Source organism: Mesobacillus persicus (genome assembly GCF_900109925.1).
Lineage (GTDB): Bacteria > Bacillota > Bacilli > Bacillales > Cytobacillaceae > Mesobacillus_B > Mesobacillus_B persicus.
Genome location: NZ_FOBW01000016.1, coordinates 41,024 through 62,891, shown reverse-complemented (window position 1 = coordinate 62,891; position 21,868 = coordinate 41,024). Strand labels below are relative to the sequence as shown.

Genomic DNA, 21,868 nt, shown 5'->3' with positions numbered 1-21,868 from the left:
TCAAGGGTTTAGGTCATGTTTATATTTACCAAAAAAAACCTAAGTAGTTTACAACCGACCTTTTAACAAACCTTACTTGTATGTGTAGGGATAAGTTAACTGCCTATAAATAAAAAAGGAAGATATCGACCAATTCGGTTGACGTCTTCCTTTTTTAGTACACAGATTGCAATAAAGTCTTAGTTGAATAGGGACAGTTTGCTAAGGTCCTTATCCTCCGATATGACTCATTTCAATCTTTTTTCGAGAGGTACTAGCTTCGCTTCGCTCTTCAGAGTAACGATCCGTACGGCCGCTCCATATGTCCCCAAGGAGCTTGGTCAATTGTTCGTCCGTTAGGTCCGTACGAAGAGGGGAGCGGATATCATGGCCCTTAGAGGCAAACAGACAAGTGTAAAGCATTCCGCTAGCTGATAGACGGGCCCGGTTGCATGTCGAACAAAAAGCATCGGATACGGAGGAGATTACACCAATTTCATCATTCGTACCGACATAGCGATAACGACTTGCGACTTCCCCTGTGTAATTAGGATCAATGGCTTCGAGTGGCATAACCTCGTTGATGTCTTCGATGATTTGCTTTTTCGGGTACACATCATCAAGCTGCCATTCATTTGTATTGCCGACATCCATGAACTCAATAAACCGAAGGATATGGCCCTTTTCCCGGAAGAACTTGGCCATTGGGAGGACCTCTGAATCGTTCATCCCTCGTTTGACCACCATGTTAATTTTCACCTGCAAACCTGCCTCGCTCGCAGCATCAATGCCGTCGAGTACAGTTTGAACAGACACTCCTCGGCCGTTAATCTTCCCGAAAATTTCATCATTCAAAGAGTCTAGGCTAATCGATACTCGTTTTAAACCGGCTGCTTTCAATTCTTTTGCATACTTTGGCAAAAGCGAGCCATTGGTTGTCATCGCAATATCTTCTACACCCTCGATGTTTTTGACTTTCTCGATAAACTCAGCTAATTTCGGCCGCATCAAAGGCTCCCCACCAGTAATGCGTATTTTTTTCACCCCTAAGTGAGCAACAAATATCTTAGCTAATCGTTCCAACTCATCAAATGAAAGTAACTCTTTATTCGTTAAGAAGGGGTAGTCTGGGCCAAATATTTCCGCTGGCATACAATATGTGCAACGGAAATTACATTTGTCGGTAACCGAAATCCGCAGATCTCGAAGCGGGCGATTGAAATAATCATATACCGTTGTATCCGCTTGCATCGAAATCCCTCCTTTTATAATTCTAATCTACGATTCTCTCAGGACAAGAGTACACATTAAAAGACTCTCCACGGATAAACCCAACAGCTGTGATGTTTAAGTCCTTGGCGAGCTTGATGGCTAAGTCTGTTGGAGCTGATTTTGATAGAACAATCCCAACACCAATTTTAGCAGCTTTAAGAAGAACTTCGGAAGAAATCCGGCCACTAAATACTATAATCTTATCACGAACGGGCATACGATTCAAAATACTATAACCGAACAGCTTATCCAACGCATTATGTCGGCCAATATCAGTACGAACTGCTAGAATCTCTTCAGGAGTACATAGAGCAGCATTATGAACACCGCCAGTTTCCTGGAAAACAAGAGAACTAGATTGCATTTCGTTCATCAGATAGATACTTTGAGCAGCTGTGATTCTTGTTGTTGATGTAGAGGTTCTCGCTGTTTTTGCGTCATTATGGAAGTAAAATTGACGACTTTTGCCACAACATGATCCAATAAACCGCTTTGAGTAATACTCCTGGTTCGTAGTCGTTTTGGCTTTTATGGTCACATAGGCATAACCACGACTTTCATCGATATTTAGCGAGAGAATCTCGTCTGAGAAGCGAATGACCCCTTCAGATGCTAAAAAACCTACAACCATTTCTTTAAAATGAGTTGGTGTACAAACCATTGTTGCAAATTCCACATCGTTTACAAAAATGGTCAATGGAAATTCATTGACGATGACATCTTCTACATGAAGAAATTGTCCACCGCTATATTTCGTTATATTGTATTTTTCGCTCATATTTTCTAACATTTGGCTTCACCTTGATTTATAGGATTTTAGAATACTTAAAATCTAATCATATTCTTGGCCAATACTCAAGGAAAATTTACAACACGATAATAGTGTAAAGTTATTATAACAATATTTACAAAAGGTATTGCATATGATTTTGTGAAGTGATAATATTTTCTTGTTCACAAGTCTGTCACATTTTGATTCGAGATAGCGACCCTGTCGTCGGTTAAAGTGTTTACAGTAAAGAAAGCGATTAACTGTTGGTCCGATAGTAGCGAAACCTGCTAGATACTAACCGTCAATCTTACACACTCCATAGCTCTAAGTCTATGGTGGTGTAAAGAGATTGGCGGTTTTCTATTTTTTAGACTCCTTTTCATTTACTTTAATGAAATCTCAATCGTTGCTGTTTGGGAGATAAGTACATATTAAGGGGCTCTACATGGTTCTTTCTGAATCCTCCGTTGCATGTGAACAGCGATGAAAACAGCCATCTTAGCACATGATTGGTGAGAGCAACGGGAGAGCAAAGAGGATCGTTATTGAATGAGGGGGAAAGAAAGATGAAAAAAACAAAAAATCGGTGGCTGATTGCAGCATCGGCCGTGGGGATTCATATTTCAATTGGTTCCGTTTATGCATGGAGCAATTTTACAAATCCTCTAATCGAAGAGTTTGGGTGGACGTCTAAACAAGTCCAATTAACCTTTAGTATTGCCATTTTATTCTTAGGTTTATCTGCTGCGTTTTTAGGCCATTTTGTTGAAAAGTATGGACCTAGAAAAGCTGGGTTGCTAGCAGCGGGGTTTTTCGGGATTGGAATTATCGGATCGGGACTTGCAGTCAATTTAGGATCCTTGCCATTATTATATTTATTTTACGGTGTTTTAGGCGGAATTGGTCTAGGTGTAGGGTATATCGCCCCTGTATCTACACTTGTAAAGTGGTTTCCTGATCGACGTGGTCTAGCTACTGGACTTGCGATTATGGGATTCGGTTTTGCAGCAGCCGTTGCAAGCCCAATTATGGATATTTTAATTAAATCTGTTGGGACAGCGAATACATTTTACATTCTTGGTGTCTCTTATCTTATCATTATGACATTATCTTCTCTTTATTTAGAAAGACCGCCAGTTGGGTGGGCACCTGAAGGCTTTAATGATAAAGTCCAATCAGGAAAAACGAAAGTGAAAGTTGACTTAGCTCAATTGACAGCAAATGAAGCTGTTAAAACGAAGCGTTTCTACTATCTATGGGTAATGCTATTCATAAATGTCACTTGTGGAATTGCGATTCTATCAGCGGCAAAGCCTTTAGCGGAAGAAAGTATTGGTCTATCGACAGCAGAAGCAGCAGCGCTTGTCGGAGTCTTAGGTTTATTCAACGGGTTTGGTCGCCTTGCATGGGCAACGATTTCAGATTATATCGGCCGAACGAACACCTATACGATTTTCTTTGCGGCTCAAATCGTTCTGTTTATGTTATTGCCAAATACAACAGAAGCAATCCTTTTCCAAATTATGCTCGCAGTCATTTACACGATGTACGGTGGTGGATTTGCCGCGATTCCTGCCTTTATCGGCGATGTATTTGGTACTAAACAACTAGGTGCCATCCATGGTTACATTTTAACAGCATGGGCTGCCGCTGGATTAGCTGGTCCAATGTTCGCGGCTTGGATTAAAGATACAACAGGAAGCTATGCGGCTAGCTTATCGTTCTTTTCAGGACTATTCGTTGTTGCACTAGTAGTATCACTCCTTATCCGTCGAGATATCAGTAAACTACGTAAGCAAAATGAAGCAAACCAAACGAAATTGGCGAGCTAAAATTTCACTAGTGATTATTCGTATGATACAATACCTATCATGTAATACCTCTAGAATGGTAGGGAGGATAATGTGAATAAATACGAAGCAGAATTTAGCAATATTGTCCGTTCCTTTCGAAAGAAGCATATGGGAAAAGGGCCAAGTAAGATTACCACTACTTTTTGTAAAAATTGGGCCATATGCGAGATGGAAGGAAATCTTTCTCCAGTAGAAAAATTTATGGCCTCTGCAAGCGAAGGCAAGCAGGCACTACGGGCAGCCAGAACCGAAATGGTAAAAGATATGTACCGGAAACATCCGCCGAAAGAAATGGAAGAGTTTCTAGGATGCAACTTCAGAGAACTTTTCGTGGATATTGATATTGACCGGGATTTCGGAATGTCAATATTCGTGTTCGATGAAGATATTCAAGCAAAATTTAATCACTAGGTATGGTACTTAGTAGCGACCCTGCAAAAGACTAACCACCGTTAAAGCTCAGAACCTTTTAGTTCTTGGGGCTACGGTGGTTTTTCTTTTTAAAAAGGATGTAAAGCGAGTCGGGCTTTACAAGTAAGTGAACTAAAAAGGCTATTAGAAATATATGGAACCATCAATGATCAAACCTAGTTTCTTCTATTATATAGGACTAGTACAATCGTAAATGATTTCTCGAAAGGTTTTACCACCTTATCATATTTGATCAATCAGAGAGAAGTTCTCTATCACATACTAAGATTAATAGATTCTATTTGGGAGTGTTTTAAAATGGGAAAAACATTACATCCAGGACCACAGAAAAAAGCGGCTATGCCATCTCCAAAGCATTGGGTGAGCCCAATTCCATTTGGTTTAACGAAAATAAAGCCAAAGCATATTCGTGATACGATGAAAATCGCTTGGGATAACAAAGATAATCTTGGCTACGCGGCAAACATTATCACTAAAGGCGTTTGTGATGGCTGTGCATTAGGAGTTTCAGGCTTATATGATCAAACACTGACAGGCCCACATGTATGTACTACTAGATTAAATGTTCTCCGCTTAAACACGGCTGGTGCCATCAAACCTGAGATTCTTCACAGTGATATTGATGACCTTAGGAAATATGATAGTACTGAGCTTCGTAAATTGGGGCGTATTCCATATCCAATGATTCGTAGAAAAGGCGAGCGCAAGTTTTCAAGGATTACTTGGGATGATGCAATGGATATGATAGCTGATAAAATGAAAAAGCTTGATCCGAAACAATATGCTTTTTACTTAACAAGCCGCGGGATCACAAACGAATCCTATTATGTAGCTGGTAAAGTATCACGTTTCCTAGGTACAAACAATGTTGATAATGCGAGCCGTATTTGCCATTCTCCATCTAAAACTGCCTTAAAGCGTTCAATTGGTGTGGGGGCATCCACTTCTAACTATCAAGATTGGATTGGAACAGATGTCTTGTTATTCTGGGGAAGTGTGGCCTCTAATAGTTCACCAGTTTCTTCGAAATATATGTTAGAAGCAAAGAAAAAGGGAACAAAAATTATTGTTATCAATCCATATAAAGAGCCAGCGATGGATAAATACTGGATTCCGTCAAATCCAGAATCTGCTTTATTTGGAACAAAGATTGCCGATGACTTTTACCAGGTCAACATCGGTGGCGATATTGCCTTCATGCATGGAATCATGAAGCATTGGTTTGATATGGAGGAAAGAAATCATGGTTCGGCCATTAATCATTCCTTCGTTAATGATCATGTAAACGGATATGAAGAGTTAAAAGCTCAAGTTCAAGAGCAATCTTGGGAAGAGATTATCCGTTCTGCTGGTGTGACAAAAGAGCGTATTATTGAGTTAGCTGAGTTGCTTGCGAACAGCAAAAATGCTGTCTATGCTTGGGCATTAGGCTTAACGATGCATTCATTTGCAACAGATAATATCTCTCAGGTAGCTAATCTTGCGTTGTTACGAGGTCATCTTGGACGCAAATATGCTGGATTAATGCCATTCCGCGGTCACTCTTCCGTCCAAGGTAGTGGTGAAATGGGAGCCGATCCATTTGTCCTTCCTGGAGGAGACTTTTACGGGGAAAACATGGAGCGAATTGAAAAGCTTTGGGGCTTTGAGTTAGCGAAGTGGCAAGGGGACATCGTGGGAGTTACGCTTGAAAATATTTTATTACCGGAAGATCATGAACGTAAAATTAAAATGTACTACCTATCAGGCGGGAATTTCCTAGAAACGATGCCAGACCCTGATTTTATTGAAAAGGCATTATCTGAATTAGAAATCCGTGTCCATCAGGATATTATCTTAAATACTTCTACTCTTGTTGACGCGAAAGAAGCAGTCATCATTCTTCCAGCGAAAACACGTTATGAGCAAGAAGGTGGTGGTACCTCTACCTCTACTGAGCGGATGGTCTACTTTAGTCCAGAAATTGAAGGCAATAAAAATATGGTTGAAGAAGCTCGTGCAGAGTGGAAAATCTATATTGATCTTGCTAAACGGGTTAAACCGGAAACGGCTCATTTGGTCGATTTTAAGAATGCCCATGAAATTCGTGAAGAAATTGCCAAGGCAAACCCAAGTTATGAAGGCATTCAGAACTTGAAAAAGGCTGGAGATGTCTTCCAGTGGGGGGGAGCTTGGTTATGTGAGGATGGAATCTGCCCAACAGCTGACGGAAGAGGAAGCCTCATTCCTGTTGAGATTCCTGACCTTGGTAAAAAAGAAGGCCAGTTTATTGTTACCTCTCGTCGTGGGAAACAGTTCAACTCCATGGTTTACAGTGAAGTCGATCCATTAAACGGAGCAGGACGCTATGATGTGCTGATGAATGCGGAAGATGCTCAAGATTTAAGTATCGCAGAAGGCGAAGGAATCGTCCTATATAATGGATTTGGTGTCTTCCAAGGAAGAGCAAAGTTTGTTGAAATCGCACGTGGAAATGTAGAAGTTCACTTCCCAGAAGGAAACTTCTTATTACCTAGAGGCCGTTATGAGAAATTTGCCGGTATCCCTGATTACAACATCACGGTAACTCTTGAAAAAGCAGACCGTTACAACGCACGTAAAGATGTTGAATATCAAGAAAAGCGCATCGAGGACGACGAAATGAACGCCCCAGCATAAAAGATGAGGGAAAATATGTAAGGTGACAGGCACCATCCAGTTTTCTGGATGGTGCTTTTTTGCATAGATTCATCCACTAAGCAAAAAATACCAAAGGCTGTAATTTGTGAAAACAAAGGAGGATTTGGATGATGAAGTGGATGTATCGTGTGTTTCTTTGTAGCGTCACCATGATTTGTTTAATTGGTTGTGCTGGTAACCAAGAAGCTACTGATCAAAGAGATGTAAACAATAACAATCATAGGCTGGGGCAAATGTCTCTAGACAAAAACCAAGTCAATGTACAGCAAGATGACACTACGCAAAACCAAAATGAAAACATTAGCATTCTAAAACAAAATGCTGCCGGGCTTGAGGGGTCTTCTGAGGAATATCATGGGCATATCTCCAATCGCCCCGAAACCAAACAGAAAAAAGAAAAACCACCTGCCGCCAATAATCGGTATAAACAAATTCAACTTTTAGCCATTAATGATTTACATGGTCAATTAAATGTAACGCGAAGAGTAGGAGGGAAACCCGCAGGTAGGGTAGATTATTTAGCTGCGTATTTAAAGCAAAGACAAGCAGAGAACGAAAAAAATACCCTTCTTATTCATACAGGAGATATGGTAGGAGCAAGTCCACCCGTCTCGGCTCTTCTCCAGGATGAACCGACCATTCGTATCCTTAACAAATTGAATTTTGATATTGGGACTGTAGGAAACCATGAGTTTGATGAAGGAAGAAATGAACTGCAACGGTTGATTCAAGGGGGAACACATGAGCAGACAGGAGATTTTGCGGGTTCGGAATTTCCTTGGGTAGTTGCCAATGTAGTGGATGAAAACACGGGCAATCCAGTGCTTCCTCCCTATAAAGTCATCAAAGTAAATGGCATGCCGATTGCCTTTATTGGCGTTGTATATTCAGAAACTCCATCAATCGTGGTTCCGAGTGGGGTCGCCGGCCTTAAGTTTACTGACGAAGTGGAAGCAATCAATCGTTATATTCCCGAACTAAAAGAACAGGGGGTAAGGTCGATTATTGTTCTGGCTCATAATCCAGGTTCCTCTAGTGTGAATGGAGACAACCCATCAGGAGAATTAGTGGATATTGCAAACGGTGTCGATGATGAGGTTGATATTATCTACGGTGCCCATAATCATGCCTATATGAATTCAATGGTTGATAATAAGCTATTAGTCCAATCTTATTCATACGGGACAGCCTTTTCTGATGTCGATATTGAAATTGATCCCAAAACGAAGGATATTGTCACAAAAAGAGCAGAAATCATCACTACTTTTCAAGGGGGAATGGAACCAGACCCGGAAATATCCGACCTGCTGACCAATTATGAAGCGGCTGTCGAGCCAATTGTAAACCGTGTCGTAGGTTCAGCTGCCACTCATTTAACAGCATTACGGAATGATAACGGAGAGTCGGTCATGGGGAATTTGGTTGCTGATGCCCAGAGGCAAGCGATGAAAACCGATATTGCTCTTATGAATCCAGGTGGAATTCGAGCAGATATTGATGAAGGGGATATCACTTGGGGCGAGGTCTATACGGTCCAACCGTTCAATAATGACCTTGTAAAAATGACAATGACCGGACAGCAAATTCGTGATGTCTTAAATCAACAGTGGGGAACCAACACCACGATGTTACAAATATCTGGTTTTACTTATACATGGGATGGAAGACAACCATCCGGACAGAGAATCGTGAGCATTCAGTTGCCAGATGGATCCGAAATGGATTCAAATCAAACCTACACAGTCACCGCAAATTCCTTCCTAGCAGGTGGAGGAGACGGCTTTACAGTATTTACGAAAGCACAAAATAAAGAAATAGGTCCTGTTGATCTAGATGCACTAGTTGATTTTATTAGCAATCAACCACAACCATTCTCCTATAGTATTGATGATCGCATTCAGAAGGTAGAGTATTAAGACTAATAAGGAATAATTTTAAATGTAGCTGCCATATGCCTAAAGTCGACTAATGCTAGGCATATGGCATTCGTATTTTGGATCCGTTCTCTATTATATATAAGTATGTAATGTTTTCGTTTACTATCTTATCTGGATTTGATATTGTTAGAATAATTAGTTAATGACCCATTAGAAAGAGGTGGAAAGATTGAGTGAACCGATAGAGTTGACGAAAATTAAGGTTATCCAAGAGGATACACCGAATAAAATAAGAAAAGCCTATATCGGTAAGTTTGAGGAACCCGTTTTGTTTGGTGTCCATGGGGGAGTTAAACAGTTTTACGGGGTGGAGCCTGAGGTCGAGTATCCATCGACTTTAGACCATATAGTTGCTGCAGCCGGTGGCTGACTGGTTGGTACCCTTTCTGGCGCGCTGGAGGCGCGTAAAATTCCAACCTCACCTGACAAAGTAAGTGCGGATGTTCAAGGAACAATAGAAGCACCTGAAGGAGTTTTAAAGATCACTCGTATTAGTTGCCATTACTATATTAAAGTTCCAGCAGGAAAGACGGATGCCGCAGAACGAGCATTAGCTGTATTTGAACGTGGTTGCCCGGTAGCTCAAACACTTAAAGGTTGCATAGAGTTTGAACATACTTGGGAAATAGAGGAGTTAAAATAAACATTCGAAGGTTATTAAAAAAGGCTTCTTGTCAGAAAAGGCAGGAAGCCTATTTCTTTCATTTAAATGACCTCCTGGTACTGGGTGAAAAATTCTTTCTATTCTTCTAGGACCGAAATTAAAATTAAGTGGATGATTATTATATGGAGTAGTTGGGTAATGATCATGGTCTATACTAACGCGATATTCCTGTTTTGCCTATTTTGAGGAGAATAGGGGACTTTTGTGTAGTTTATTAAACTAAATAAGGGGTATCTATGATCGTGTAAGGGGATCACATTGTTCCCCTACACGAAAGAAAGTGAAAATTAATAATCGGTTACAATAAAATCTCTGTCTAAAAACGCTTCGATGACTTCACTGATTTGAAAAGAGACCTGAGGCAAATCGTAATTTTCAAAAGCGTATTCACAATTGTTTTTATAGGCCATAATTTCATCGTAATGCGCCATATGGCGTTTGATGTCCTCTTCGCCGTCTTCACGTGCTTTTTGTCTGTTAATTACGGTTTCACGATCAGCAAATACAAAGAAACGCATCACTCGGTCGCCATACATGTTTTTTAATTTTTCGGTTCCTTCGGGATTTAATGTAAGATAGACAAGGTTATGACTCTCAAACGCTTTGACGATATCTTGTTCACGTAACCCGTAATGAATCCCATCGATTTCGACACTTTCAAGAAATTCTTGCTGCTCTTGCATTTTCTTAAAGGTCTCCACGTCCACAAAATGGTAGTCTTCTCCATTTTGTTCATAATGACGTGGGGAGCGGGTCGTGTAAGAGAGGACTGTTTCCATATCGAACGCAGTGGCAACCATCTTGGCAATGGTTTTTCTTCCTGAACCATCCGGACCAGTATAGATGAAGAGTTTTTCTTTTTCTTTAATTTGATACATAGATGAACCTCCTTGGAATGAATTATATTTAAATTTAAAGGGTCTACATGAATGGGGGTAAACATTCCTTTTTAGGGGATATTTCCATTATAACAAATTTATGGGCGCTAGTGTTTGATTTTTCTGATTTTAATTCTGTTACTTTATCATCGGCTGCACAGCAGTGCAAGCATTAGCCCTGTACAAGCTAAGATCTCTTACATAAAACCGGTCACTAATAGTTCTTTACTGTAGTGACCGGTTCTTTGACTTTATAGCCAACAGTCATTTAGCTATAACAACTTTGTTTATTTAAAAAATCACGGATGAGCTGATTGAAGCGCTCCTTTGCTTCTAGTTTGGCAACATGACCTGTTTCCCTCATAATTACAAACTCTGAATGTGGAATCAGCTTGTGCATCCAAACCTGCATCCAAACAGGAATCACCGAGTCATATTGACCACCGATCACAAGCGTGGGTATATCTATTTTCTTAAGGAGATTGATATTATTCACTTTCAAGCAAGACTCTAACGATTCTCGAAATGCCTTCTGAGATGGCTGGAAATGGTCTTTAAATTCTTCAATGACATTTCTGTTCCATGAATACAAGGCTAATTGAGCTGCAGGCTTCTTTTGACGCCTGGAATATCTTCCTTTTCTCATTTCTAGGAAAAGAGGAGCAAGTTTTTTGGGAAAATAATGAAATGTACTTGCAAGAATTAGGGAACGACACATTTCAGGCGCCTGACGGAAAATTTCCTGTGCAACAGCTCCACCCATTGATAAACCAGCAATGTTAGCGCTTTCAATTTTGTGTTCTTTTAAAAGATCGATGACATCCATAGCAAAATTTTGAATGGTGATCTCATCCTCGGTTTCATGTTCTCCGTGTCCGCGCAAATCCGGAATGATTAATTCATATTCATCCCCTAATTCAAACTGGTTCATCCAACCTTCTTTTACTTCCCCAAGACCGTGTATCAACACCAGTGGCTCACCATTACCAAAATGCAAATAGGGCATTCCTGCTTTGCTTACTTTTGATTTTGTCATATATACCACCTTATTGATTATTTTAAATAAGTGTATTACCACAGTATAAAATGTGCAAATTCCATTAAATGGTATTTACGCCCGTTTTTCTCGTATTTTCTAATAATAGATAGTGAATGCTTGTTATTTCTTATTTATTTAAATATTCAGAATAATATGATATTATTAAAAAGAGGAGTACATCGCTTGTCTTTTTAGAGTAGGCATTACCAAAGCATCTCATAGAATTCTATGAGATGAATGTTCAAGCTAGAAAACGCATAGATTTGTTAAGAGAACAAGATTCTTTTAGAACGAACATCTTTTATTTACAAAGAGAGAACAGGGCTACATAGGAGAATCTATTACTATTTAATGAAGGGTAGGTTTTTATGGAAAAAACAAAAAGGATTATCGCAGGTGGCCATTATTTAGTATCTGAAGCAGAACCGGAGGCTATCTTCTGCCCAGAGGATTTTACCGATGAACATAAGATGATTGCGAAAACAGCGAGACAATTCGTTGAGAAAGAAGTACAGCCACATCGTGAGGCCATTGAGGATCAAGATTTTGAGCGAGTGGTTGCCTTGCTGCGTCAGGCCGGGTCACTCGGTTTGTTAGCTCATAGTGTTCCAGAGCAATATGGTGGCTTAGGTTTAGATAAGATCAGTAAAATTCTTGTCGGTGAAATTGTCGGTGGTGGGACGAGTGGTTATGGAGTGGCCCAGTCGAACCATACCTGTATTGCTACATTGCCAATCACTTATTTTGGCACAAAGGAGCAAAAGGAAAAATACCTTCCGAAACTAGCATCAGGTGAATTTCTAGGAGCCTATTGTTTAACAGAACCTTTGGCAGGATCTGACGCACTTGCCGCAAAAACAACGGCTTATTTGAATAATGAGGGTACACATTATGTGTTAAATGGAACGAAAATTTTTATCACAAATGCGGTCTTCTCTGACACGTTTATAGTTTACGCCAAGATTGATGGGGAAAAGTTTACCGCATTTATTGTAGAAAAGGACTTTCCGGGTTTATCGCTCGGACCTGAAGAAAAGAAAATGGGGATTAAAGGATCGTCCACTAGGTCGGTCATTATGGAAGATTGTTTAGTTCCCGTAGAAAATGTACTAGGTGATATTGGTAAAGGCCATGTCATTGCTTTAAATGTATTGAATCTAGGACGATTTAATCTTGGAGCCGCTTGTATGGGTGGAGCAAAGGAAGCTTTAAAGTTCGCTGTTGAATATACAAATGAGCGAGAGCAGTTTGGCAAATCGATTGCGGAATTTGGAGCTAGTAAAGAAAAGGTCGCTAAAATGGCTTCGCGCATCTATGCTGCAGAATCTCTCCAGTATCGAGTAGCATCCTTATTGGAAGATGTATTAGGGGATCTCGATGATTGTGAAGATAGAAGATTAGTAGGTTCAAGGCTTATGCAATATGCGATGGAATGTGCCATCTGTAAAGTATATGGTTCGGAAACGTTAGACCAGGTAGTCGATGAGTCGTTGCAGCTTCATGGTGGCTCTGGATTCATTAAAGAATATCCGATTGAACAGGCGTACCGCGATTCTAGAATCAATCGTATTTTTGAAGGGACGAATGAAATTAATCGTCTGCTAATTACCGGGAATTTCTTTAAGAAAACGGCTAAAGGGGAGCTACCAGGGAAAGAGGCCATTGAAAATGCAGTGAAACAACTTCAAGCTGGAGCTACTGAAAAGCTAGATGGACCATTGGCAAAAGAGCGAGAGGCCATTGCATCGATTCGGAATACTTTCTTAGCCGCTGCCGGTGCTGTTTATGAAGTATACGGGACTGCACTTGAAAACGAGCAAGAAACGGTAATGAAACTATCAGAAATCGCAATCGAACTATTTGCGGCAGAATCTGCAGTGTTACGTTCCGTGAAGCAAATCAATAAAAATGGAACGGAAAAAGAAAGAGCGAAGGAATTATTAGCGAAAATGGTTGTCGAACAAAGTATATTAAAAGTTCAAGCACTTAGCCAAGAACTAATAGGTGGCCTTGAAACCGAGAACCAAGTCATTCTAGGTATAGCATCACTAATCAAAAGAGAATTAGCTAAATATTCCGTTGAAAATAGAGTAAAGCGAATTAGAGAAGTAGCTGCAATGGTAAACGAAGCAAAGCAGTACACATGTTAAAACAATCGTTTATGGAAAATCCCTGGAAGGTGCCTGGCACCTTCCAGGGATTTTCTATTTTCTCTTCCAATAACTTACTGGTATATGGATAAAAATAGAAAAAGTGGGAACCTTAATGAATGTAATCGATGAAAAGTAGGGAGGGTTCCTGTTGAATCTAGATAAGAACATGCAGTTTGAAATCAAAAGTGGTTTTTTGCCGAACCTCAGCCATTCGGAGACATTGACTATTCTTGAAGTGACCCCAAACAGTGTAGTCATCCAAATGAATAACTCCAATGGTAGAGGCGTTTTTCCTTCTGAAAATTTACAATACTGGATTAAAAAAGGTTTGCTCGTGAAAATGGATGATCAACATAAAAAAAGCTCTTAAATCGACCATAATATAACACTGAAGCAAATCAGTGTTTTTTTTTGAGCTGATAAGAACTTTTGCGTACATAAGTCTTGAGTTTTCATATTTCCACATATACGGAATAACCAAAGGCACCCTTCCGGAATAACGGAAAAATTCCGTTATTCCGGAAGGGTGCAACCTTACCTCTAGATGAATTTTGCCCACTATTGTAAGGTCATTAAAATATTTTTTTTCGAAACAGGTTATTGATTATACCGGTGTATAGAGGGATTTTTCTATTTTTTTTATATAAAAATAGTATAAAGATTTTGTTGGAATCAAAAGTTGGCACGGATTTTGCATTAAATATAAATGAGCATCATAAAAAAAAGACATCAACGCTCATGAATAGTTTACATCATCTAGGAGGTGCTTTAATTGGAAAAGGTTATATCAGTAGAGGAAGTTTCATCGTTCTTTAAAGATGGGATGTCTATTATGGCAGGAGGGTTTATGGGAGTAGGAACGCCAGAAAAATTAGTTTCCGCACTGCTAGACTCGAACATTAAAGATATTACTTTGATTGCAAATGATACCGCTTTCGTAGAAACAGGAGTAGGCCCGATGGTTGCCAATAATATAGTAAAAAAGGTGATTACTTCACATATAGGAACCAATCCAGAAACAGGTAGAAAAATGATTGCAGGAGAAATAGAGGTTGACCTTGTACCTCAAGGCACACTAGCTGAGAGGGTTCGCGCTGGTGGATCTGGTTTAGGGGGAATCCTTACTCCAACTGGAGTTGGAACGGTTGTAGAGGAAGGAAAAGAAAAGATTACAGTAGATGGTCGGGAGTATCTGTTGGAAAAACCACTACGCGCAGATGTCGCCCTTTTAAAAGCCTACAAAGCAGACAAAGCTGGAAATCTAGTATTCCATCAATCTGCTCGAAATTTTAATCCGATTATGGCTCTCGCAGCAGACCTTGTCATCGTACAGGTTGAGTCGATTGTCGAAGTTGGCGAGATTGACCCAAATGATGTGGTGACTCCAGGAATCTTAGTCGATAAAATTTTAGTTTAAGGGAGGCAGACAATATGATTACAACTCTAGTAAACACAAAGGAAGTTATTGCTGCACGTGTTGCAAGGGAAATGAAGGATGGCGATGTGGTAAATCTCGGAATTGGTTTGCCCACGTTGGTACCTAACTATCTACCTAAAGGTGTCAGTGTCATCCTTCAATCGGAAAACGGCTACATTGGTCTAGGACCAGTAACAGGAGAAATCGATCCTGACTTAGTCAATGCAGGTGGACAGCCAGCTGGTATTCTACCAGGCGGGGCTTTCTTTGATAGTCTGTTTTCCTTTCAGCTCATTCGCGGAGGACATGTTGATGTTACTGTCCTTGGTGGCCTTGAAGTGGATGCGAAAGGGAATCTAGCAAACTGGGTGATTCCGGGTAAAATGGTTCCTGGTATGGGTGGCGCAATGGACCTTGTAACAGGAGCCAAGAAAGTGATTGTCGCGATGGAACATTGCTCTAAAAAAGGAGATCCGAAAATTTTAGAAGAATGTCAGTTGCCGCTAACAGGCAAAGGTGTGGTCGATCTGATTATTACGGAATTGGCTGTTTTCAGTGTGACTGAGGATGGATTAGTTTTAGAAGAACTACAAGAAGGCGTGGACTTAGACACGGTCAAGGAAAAAACAGCAGCAACATTTAAAGTGAATCCTAACATAGCATAAAGATTGTGCAACTAGAAATGGAGGAATTGGTATGCGTGAAGTTGTGATTGTAAGCGCTGTCCGAACAGCGATTGGTAATTTTATGGGGGGGTTAAGCACAGTCCCGGCGACAGAGCTTGGGGCAGTTGTTATTAAGGAAGCCCTAAATCGAGCAGGAGTAACAGGAGACCAGGTGGATGAAGTGGTGATGGGCAATGTTCTTCAGGCAGGGCTTGGTCAAGGACCAGCACGTCAATCCGCGATCAAAGCAGGACTTCCAGTGGAGATTCCATCCACAACCATCAATAAACTTTGTGGATCAGGTCTAAAAGCCGTTCACCTTGCTACCCAATCGATCCAGTTAGGGGAAGCCGACATCGTTGTTGCAGGCGGAATGGAAAATATGAGTCTAGCTCCATACCTACTCCCAAAGGGACGTACTGGTTATCGCATGGGAGATGGGAAAGTCATCGATAGCATGATTCAAGATGGTTTGCAATGTGCGGTCAATGACTACCATATGGGCATGACTGCTGAAAATATTGCCGAGAAGTATCATTTAACCCGTGAACAACAAGATGAATTTGCCGCTTGGAGTCAGCAGAAAGCGGAGGAGGCGACGAAAACAGGGAAGTTCGTAGATGAAATTGTCCCGGTTGAGATACCTCAACGCAAAGGAAATCCAGTTCTTTTTGATAAAGATGAATACCCACGAGCTGGTACAACAGCTGAGCAGCTGAGCAAACTTAGACCTGCCTTTAAAAAGGATGGGACGGTTACGGCTGGGAATGCTTCTGGGATCAATGATGGGGCAGCGGCACTTGTTTTAATGAGCCGGGAAAAAGCCAACGAACTTGGTGTAAAACCAATGGCAGTAATCCGTGGGAACGGGGCAGCAGGCGTTGACCCTGCCATCATGGGAATTGGACCGGTTCCAGCTTCAAACAAGGCATTAGAAAAAGCAGGACTAACGATTGGGGAGATGGATTTAGTTGAAGCAAATGAAGCGTTTGCGGCCCAATCCCTTGCTGTAGGTCATGATTTAGAAATTCCGACGGAGAAAACTAAATGTAAACGGTGGAGCCGTGGCGTTAGGTCATCCAATCGGTGCGAGTGGTGCACGTATTCTTGTTACATTGCTTCATGAAATGAAACGTCGCGAGTCCCGCTACGGCTTGGCTACGCTTTGTATTGGTGGCGGAATGGGAATTGCTACAGTAGTAGAAATGGAAAACTAAGGTTGATTGATTCATAGATTCTTTTAAAAGAAGATTAAAATTACTTATTATATTGGAGGAATAGAAAATGGTAGAAAACAAAGTTGTGTTTATTACAGGTGCGGCAAGTGGGATTGGCTTTCAAATTGGTGTTGAATTTTTAAATAACGGAGCTAAGGTTGTTTTTACTGATATCAATGAGCAAAAATTAAACGAAGCAACTGAGAATCTACGAAATGAAGGATTTGACTGTTTAGGATTAAAAGTAGACGTTACAAAAGAAGAAGATATTAAGAATGCCATTGATGCAACGGTTGAAAAGTATGGGAGACTAGATGTTCTATTTAATAATGCTGGGCTACAACATGTTTCACCAATCGAAGAGTTTCCAACAGATAAATTCGAGTTTATGATTAGGGTTATGCAAATTGCTCCATTCATCGCCATCAAGCATGCACTTCCAATTATGAAAAAGCAAGGCTTTGGTCGAATTCTTAATATGGCATCGATTAACGGGTTAATTGGGTTCGCTGGAAAAGCCGCTTATAACAGCGCCAAACATGGTGTAATTGGGTTAACAAAAGTGGCCGCTTTAGAAGCAGCGGAGTATGACATTACTGTAAATGCGATTTGCCCAGGGTATGTGGATACGCCACTTGTACGCGGACAGTTCGAAGACCTTGCGAAAACTCGCAACGTCCCAGTTGAAACTGTAAAAGAAGAAGTATTGTACCCATTGGTACCACAAAAACGCTTATTAGACGTCCAGGAAATTGCTGATTATGCACTTTTCCTAGCAAGTGATAAAGCAAAAGGAATCACCGGGCAAGCAGTGGTCCTTGATGGCGGATATACAGCGCAGTAATACAAGTTTGAAAAACGAGTTTTTTTATAACGCGGATTTTAAATAAGAGACTACCTCGGTAATGACAAACCTTAGAATTCTAGTTTTTATTCATTACCGAGTCATCTAGATTACGTGGAGGGGTTTGTTTGTTAGGAATTATTCTCGGTCTTATCGTACTAATGGTGCTTGCTTTCATGGGCTGGTCCATTATCTGGGTTGCGCCGATCGCAGCTGGAGTAGTGGCGCTAACTGGTGGTTTAGATTTATTAGATGCTTATACGAATACCTACATGAGCGGGTTTGTAGGGTTTGCTAAAAAATGGTTCCCAGTGTTTATGCTGAGCGCGATCTTTGGAAAGCTAATGGAAGACACGGGGATGGCGCGCTCAATTGCGGTTTCCTTATCGAAACTAATGGGGACAAAACGAGCAATTTTAGGGGTATTATTATCATCGGCTGTACTAACATATGGTGGAATTAGCTTGTTTGTCGTGGTATTTGCGGTTTATCCGCTGGCATTATCTTTATTCCGTGAAGCGAATATTAGCAGAAAGTTATTACCTGCAACCATCGCTCTAGGTGCTTTTACCTTCACGATGACGGCTTTACCAGGTACACCGCAAATTCAAAACCTAATCCCGATCCCTTATTTCCAGACGGATGCGATGGCAGCCCCAATCATGGGGATTGTTTCTGCCCTTATTATGGGAATCGGTGGCTATTATTATCTGATTTGGCGTCAAAAGCAAATGTCGGCAAAGGGAGAAAACTATGTTGAACCTAAGGATAATTCCATTCTTAAGGTAGAGGGTTCTGCTCCTAATGTTTTTTTATCCATTCTGCCATTATTAACGGTTCTAATTACGTTAAATGTTTTAGAGTGGGACATCGTTATTGCCCTTTTAGCTGGAATTCTTTTAATTCTTATTCTTAATATCACTAAAATTAAAGGTTTCGTCAAATCGATTAATGCGGGTGCTGCAGGTTCAATTACAGCATTATTAATACAAGTGCGGCTGTAGGTTTTGGTACAGTTGTACAAGCAGTACCTGGTTTCAAGAAACTAACGGAAATGTTAATGGGCATTCCAGGTAACCCACTTATTTCTGAAGCAGTTGCCATCAATTTACTAGCAGGTGCGACAGGTTCTGCATCAGGGGGAATGGGAATTGCACTCGAGGCTTTAGGATCAAAATACTATGAACTATCTTTAAGCACAGGCATTTCTCCAGAAGCTTTCCACCGAATTGCTTCCTTATCGTCAGGTGGATTGGATGTATTGCCACACAATGGGGCTGTCCTAACCTTGCTAACAATTACAGGGATGACACATAAAGACAGCTATAAAGATATTGCAGTTGTAGCGATTATCATCCCGATTATTGCAACAGCAGTAGCCATTGTGTTAGCAGCGATGGGGATTTATTAAAAACCTACATTTTAAAAGGCAGTTAATACTGAAAGAAAAGAATCCTATTCTAATAGTAGGATTCTTTTCATTTAGCTCAGTGGTGGTAAAATTAACAACATGCCCAGTGTTAAAATGTTTAGTATAATAAAAGGAACTTTATAACAAGGGGACAGCAATGAGTACAACAATGAAGAACATTCCACAAACCTGGCTTGAGGAAATTATCCGGTTATCAATCGAAAGATTAGTAATCGTAGACCGCCATGGGGTTATCGTTTATATTGACTCAGATTATTGTGAGTTTTTAGGAACCACCGCAGAAAAGGCGATTGGGCAACTAGCACCGGATATAATAGAAAACTCACGCATGCACATTGTCGCTAAAACGGGGAAAGAGGAAATCGAAGAAATCCAACCGATCAATGGTAGTGTAATGATTGCCAATCGCTATCCGATTTTTATTGACGGGGAATTAGTGGGGGCAATGGGGACAGTTATGTTTCCTAATCCGGAAAATTTAATGCATTATAACCATAAAATTCAAAGTTTAGTAGAAGAGCTTAATTTTTATAAAACAAAGGCAGAAAAAGAATTAAAAAGTAAATATAGTTTCAAGGACTTAACCGGAAATAGTCGGAACTTTCGAGGCGTAAAGGCTTTTGCTGAAAGGATTTCTGTAAGCGATTCCTCCGTTTTGTTAACGGGTGAATCTGGGACAGGGAAAGAATTATTTGCGCATGCGATTCATAATAGCAGTTTGCGGCGGAATCACCAATTTGTGCCGATTAACTGTGCGGCTATTCCTGAGGAATTATTTGAATCTGAATTATTTGGATATGCGGATGGAGCGTTTACAGGATCGAAAAAAGGTGGGAAAAAGGGCCTTTTTGAAGTAGCCAATAATGGGACCGTTTTTCTAGATGAAATTGGCGAAATGCCCCTTTTTATGCAAAGCAAGCTGTTGAGGGCGTTACAGGAAAAAGAGATTCATCCTGTCGGGGGACAGAAGAACATCCGTGTGGACTTGCGTGTGATTGCCGCAACGAATCGTGATTTAGAGAAAATGGTGGAGGAAGGAAGTTTCCGTCAGGACCTATATTATCGGTTAAATGTGATCCATATCGAAATCCCTGCACTGAGAGAAAGAAAAGAGGACATCGAAAGCATTTCTAATGAACTGTTGATGAAGTTAGGAAAGAGATTCTATCGTACAGGGATAGAGTTATCAACAGAGGTATTAAACCGCTTCCACCAACATTCATGGCCAGGCAATGTTCGTGAGCTTGAAAATGTATTGGAAAGAGCCATCAATTTACTTGATGGAAATAAGGTAGAACTTGCACACCTTCCGTTATATTTAAGAGATCAAGAAGTGGTGAATTTTCAGCCTGAAGTACATGTACCAGCATCTCCTGAGAATCCACTTAACCAGGCTGCGAGTACACCCGTGCTAACCTTAAAAGAAACATTAGCCCAGGCAGAGAAACTGGCCCTTCAAAATACCTTGCTCCTCACCAACGGAAATAAACTAGAAGCCGCCAAACTGCTCGGAATCGGGAAAACCAGCTTTTACGAAAAATGTAAGCTATATCAGCTATAGCCTAGTGAAAGGCACCATCCAGATTCTGGATGGTGCCTTTTGAAGTTAATTATTTCCCCTCCTTTAACAAAACCAATCAACGTTAAAATTCGGGCTTCTCTAATTGGGAGTTTTTTCCTAAAGCGCGCGTACCCTATAACACCGGGGGTGGTGAAGCATGAAAAAATTTAAACAGTTCATGCAGATAATTGTCAGCACAATGTTAATTGGGGGAGTCTTATCGTTTGGAGGAAGTTTTCACGCAGAATCGTATGTTCAGGCTGAGGAAAACCATGTTGTGATAAAAAAAGGGGATACTTTATATAGCCTTGCCAAAAAGTATGGTACCACTGTTGAAGAGTTGAAAGAAATAAATAAGTTTAGCAGCCATACCATTTACGTTGGGCAAGAGCTTCTTGTACCTAGTACAACTCTTTCTGAACCGTTATATATCGTCATGGCAGGCTCCTTTAGTAGTAAAAAAAATGCAGATAAGCGAGTTGTGTTGTTAAAAAAGAAAGGAATCGACGCAGTTGTTGTAAATAGGGTCATCAAGGACCAAACGTATTATCGGATCCAAGCGGGTGCTTATTCGAAAAAGGAAAACGCCGAGAAACAACTAACCTTAATCAAGAATGCAGGGATAACAGATGCCTATTTTATGAACCCAATGCCACTGAACATTAAAGAGGTTACGATCGGTAACACCTATAACAATCTCATTGATCAATTTGGTGTACCGAACTTCTCCGAAGAGCAAATGAACACACTTTCCCTTTATTATCAGAACGAGGGGGCAGGTGTTCGTGTTCAGTTCAATATGAAAACGGGCCTAGTCGAACAGCTTCAAATCTATCCTGAATTTCTTCTAATTGATGACATTCCTCGTGGGAAGAAGAAAATAATCGAAATGTATGGGCATCCAGATTCGCTAGAGGAAGTAACTTGTTATGAGACGGCCACTTGTGAAAAACTGACCTATCAACTCGATGGAAATCAATTGACCGTCCAAATCGATCGTGATGGTGACGTTGTTCAATTTTTGGAATTGATTAGATTTCCTTAAAAGGCCGGTAAAAAATATATCAATTCCCA

At 40.5% G+C, this 21,868-nt stretch carries 17 protein-coding genes and 2 pseudogenes; 15 read left to right on the top strand and 4 right to left on the bottom strand.

Translation table 11 applies throughout. The annotated features are described in order from the left end of the window. Nucleotides 1-210: 210 nt before the first annotated feature. Nucleotides 211-1,230: a GTP 3',8-cyclase MoaA gene (moaA, locus tag BMX30_RS18910; protein WP_090749238.1), complete on the bottom strand. Its 1,020-nt coding sequence runs from the start codon at nt 1,228-1,230 to the stop codon at nt 211-213. 22 nt (nt 1,231-1,252) lie between these two features. Further along, on the bottom strand, nt 1,253-2,041 hold the full coding sequence (fdhD, locus tag BMX30_RS18905; RefSeq protein WP_090749236.1) for a formate dehydrogenase accessory sulfurtransferase FdhD: 789 nt from the start codon (nt 2,039-2,041) through the stop codon (nt 1,253-1,255). Between the two features lie 548 nt (nt 2,042-2,589). On the opposite strand from fdhD, the gene BMX30_RS18900 reads away from it, so the two are divergent. The 6 genes from BMX30_RS18900 to BMX30_RS24300 all read left to right on the top strand — a co-directional run bounded on the left by BMX30_RS18900 (nt 2,590) and on the right by BMX30_RS24300 (nt 9,567). Next, nucleotides 2,590-3,855, top strand: a complete 1,266-nt coding sequence (locus BMX30_RS18900) for an L-lactate MFS transporter (RefSeq protein ID WP_090749234.1) — start codon at nt 2,590-2,592, stop codon at nt 3,853-3,855. Between the two features lie 72 nt (nt 3,856-3,927). Then, a complete protein-coding gene (locus BMX30_RS18895) occupies nt 3,928-4,287 on the top strand; it encodes a Na-translocating system protein MpsC family protein (RefSeq protein ID WP_090749232.1) in 360 nt (119 codons plus the stop codon). A gap of 318 nt (nt 4,288-4,605) precedes the next feature. Then, complete coding sequence (locus BMX30_RS18890; protein ID WP_090749230.1) at nt 4,606-6,966, top strand: FdhF/YdeP family oxidoreductase; 2,361 nt, start codon at nt 4,606-4,608, stop codon at nt 6,964-6,966. A 128-nt stretch (nt 6,967-7,094) separates the two neighbouring features. Next, on the top strand, nt 7,095-8,903 hold the full coding sequence (locus tag BMX30_RS18885; protein WP_244532660.1) for a bifunctional metallophosphatase/5'-nucleotidase: 1,809 nt from the start codon (nt 7,095-7,097) through the stop codon (nt 8,901-8,903). A gap of 190 nt (nt 8,904-9,093) precedes the next feature. Next, nucleotides 9,094-9,294 (top strand): hypothetical protein, encoded by a 201-nt coding sequence (locus tag BMX30_RS18880; protein ID WP_090749228.1) that lies wholly within the window; start codon nt 9,094-9,096, stop codon nt 9,292-9,294. Beyond that, nucleotides 9,295-9,567 carry an OsmC family protein gene (locus tag BMX30_RS24300; protein WP_090749312.1) on the top strand — a complete coding sequence of 91 codons (273 nt, stop codon included), beginning with the start codon at nt 9,295-9,297 and terminating at the stop codon, nt 9,565-9,567. Nucleotides 9,568-9,875: 308 nt separating this feature from the next. Here the strand turns inward: BMX30_RS24300 and BMX30_RS18870 are convergent, their stop codons facing one another. Together BMX30_RS18870 and BMX30_RS18865 are read right to left on the bottom strand one after the other, a co-directional pair. Then, nucleotides 9,876-10,466: a guanylate kinase gene (locus BMX30_RS18870; protein WP_090749226.1), complete on the bottom strand. Its 591-nt coding sequence runs from the start codon at nt 10,464-10,466 to the stop codon at nt 9,876-9,878. Nucleotides 10,467-10,734: 268 nt separating this feature from the next. Next, a complete protein-coding gene (locus BMX30_RS18865) occupies nt 10,735-11,502 on the bottom strand; it encodes an alpha/beta fold hydrolase (RefSeq protein ID WP_090749224.1) in 768 nt (255 codons plus the stop codon). Nucleotides 11,503-11,873: 371 nt separating this feature from the next. Here BMX30_RS18865 and BMX30_RS18860 point away from each other — a divergent pair, with 371 nt between their 5' ends. The 9 genes and pseudogenes from BMX30_RS18860 to BMX30_RS18820 all read left to right on the top strand — a co-directional run bounded on the left by BMX30_RS18860 (nt 11,874) and on the right by BMX30_RS18820 (nt 21,839). After that, nucleotides 11,874-13,655: an acyl-CoA dehydrogenase family protein gene (locus BMX30_RS18860; RefSeq protein WP_090749222.1), complete on the top strand. Its 1,782-nt coding sequence runs from the start codon at nt 11,874-11,876 to the stop codon at nt 13,653-13,655. Between the two features lie 151 nt (nt 13,656-13,806). Continuing rightward, nucleotides 13,807-14,028, top strand: coding sequence for a hypothetical protein (locus BMX30_RS18855; protein ID WP_090749220.1), 222 nt, complete (start codon nt 13,807-13,809; stop codon nt 14,026-14,028). Between the two features lie 402 nt (nt 14,029-14,430). Beyond that, a complete protein-coding gene (atoD, locus tag BMX30_RS18850; protein ID WP_090749218.1) occupies nt 14,431-15,075 on the top strand; it encodes an acetate CoA-transferase subunit alpha in 645 nt (214 codons plus the stop codon). A gap of 14 nt (nt 15,076-15,089) precedes the next feature. Continuing rightward, on the top strand, nt 15,090-15,740 hold the full coding sequence (locus BMX30_RS18845) for a 3-oxoacid CoA-transferase subunit B (protein ID WP_090749216.1): 651 nt from the start codon (nt 15,090-15,092) through the stop codon (nt 15,738-15,740). 25 nt (nt 15,741-15,765) lie between these two features. Then, nucleotides 15,766-16,957, top strand: a pseudogene (locus BMX30_RS18840) (acetyl-CoA C-acetyltransferase). Between the two features lie 67 nt (nt 16,958-17,024). Next, the gene (locus tag BMX30_RS18835; protein WP_090749214.1) at nt 17,025-17,801 is read left to right on the top strand and encodes a 3-hydroxybutyrate dehydrogenase; all 777 of its coding nucleotides are present in this window, start codon (nt 17,025-17,027) and stop codon (nt 17,799-17,801) included. Between the two features lie 128 nt (nt 17,802-17,929). Beyond that, a pseudogene (locus BMX30_RS18830) lies at nt 17,930-19,212 on the top strand (GntP family permease). 157 nt (nt 19,213-19,369) lie between these two features. Beyond that, nucleotides 19,370-20,794, top strand: a complete 1,425-nt coding sequence (locus BMX30_RS18825) for a sigma-54 interaction domain-containing protein (RefSeq protein ID WP_090749212.1) — start codon at nt 19,370-19,372, stop codon at nt 20,792-20,794. A gap of 157 nt (nt 20,795-20,951) precedes the next feature. Then, a complete protein-coding gene (locus BMX30_RS18820; protein WP_090749210.1) occupies nt 20,952-21,839 on the top strand; it encodes a LysM peptidoglycan-binding domain-containing protein in 888 nt (295 codons plus the stop codon). Nucleotides 21,840-21,868: the final 29 nt, after the last annotated feature.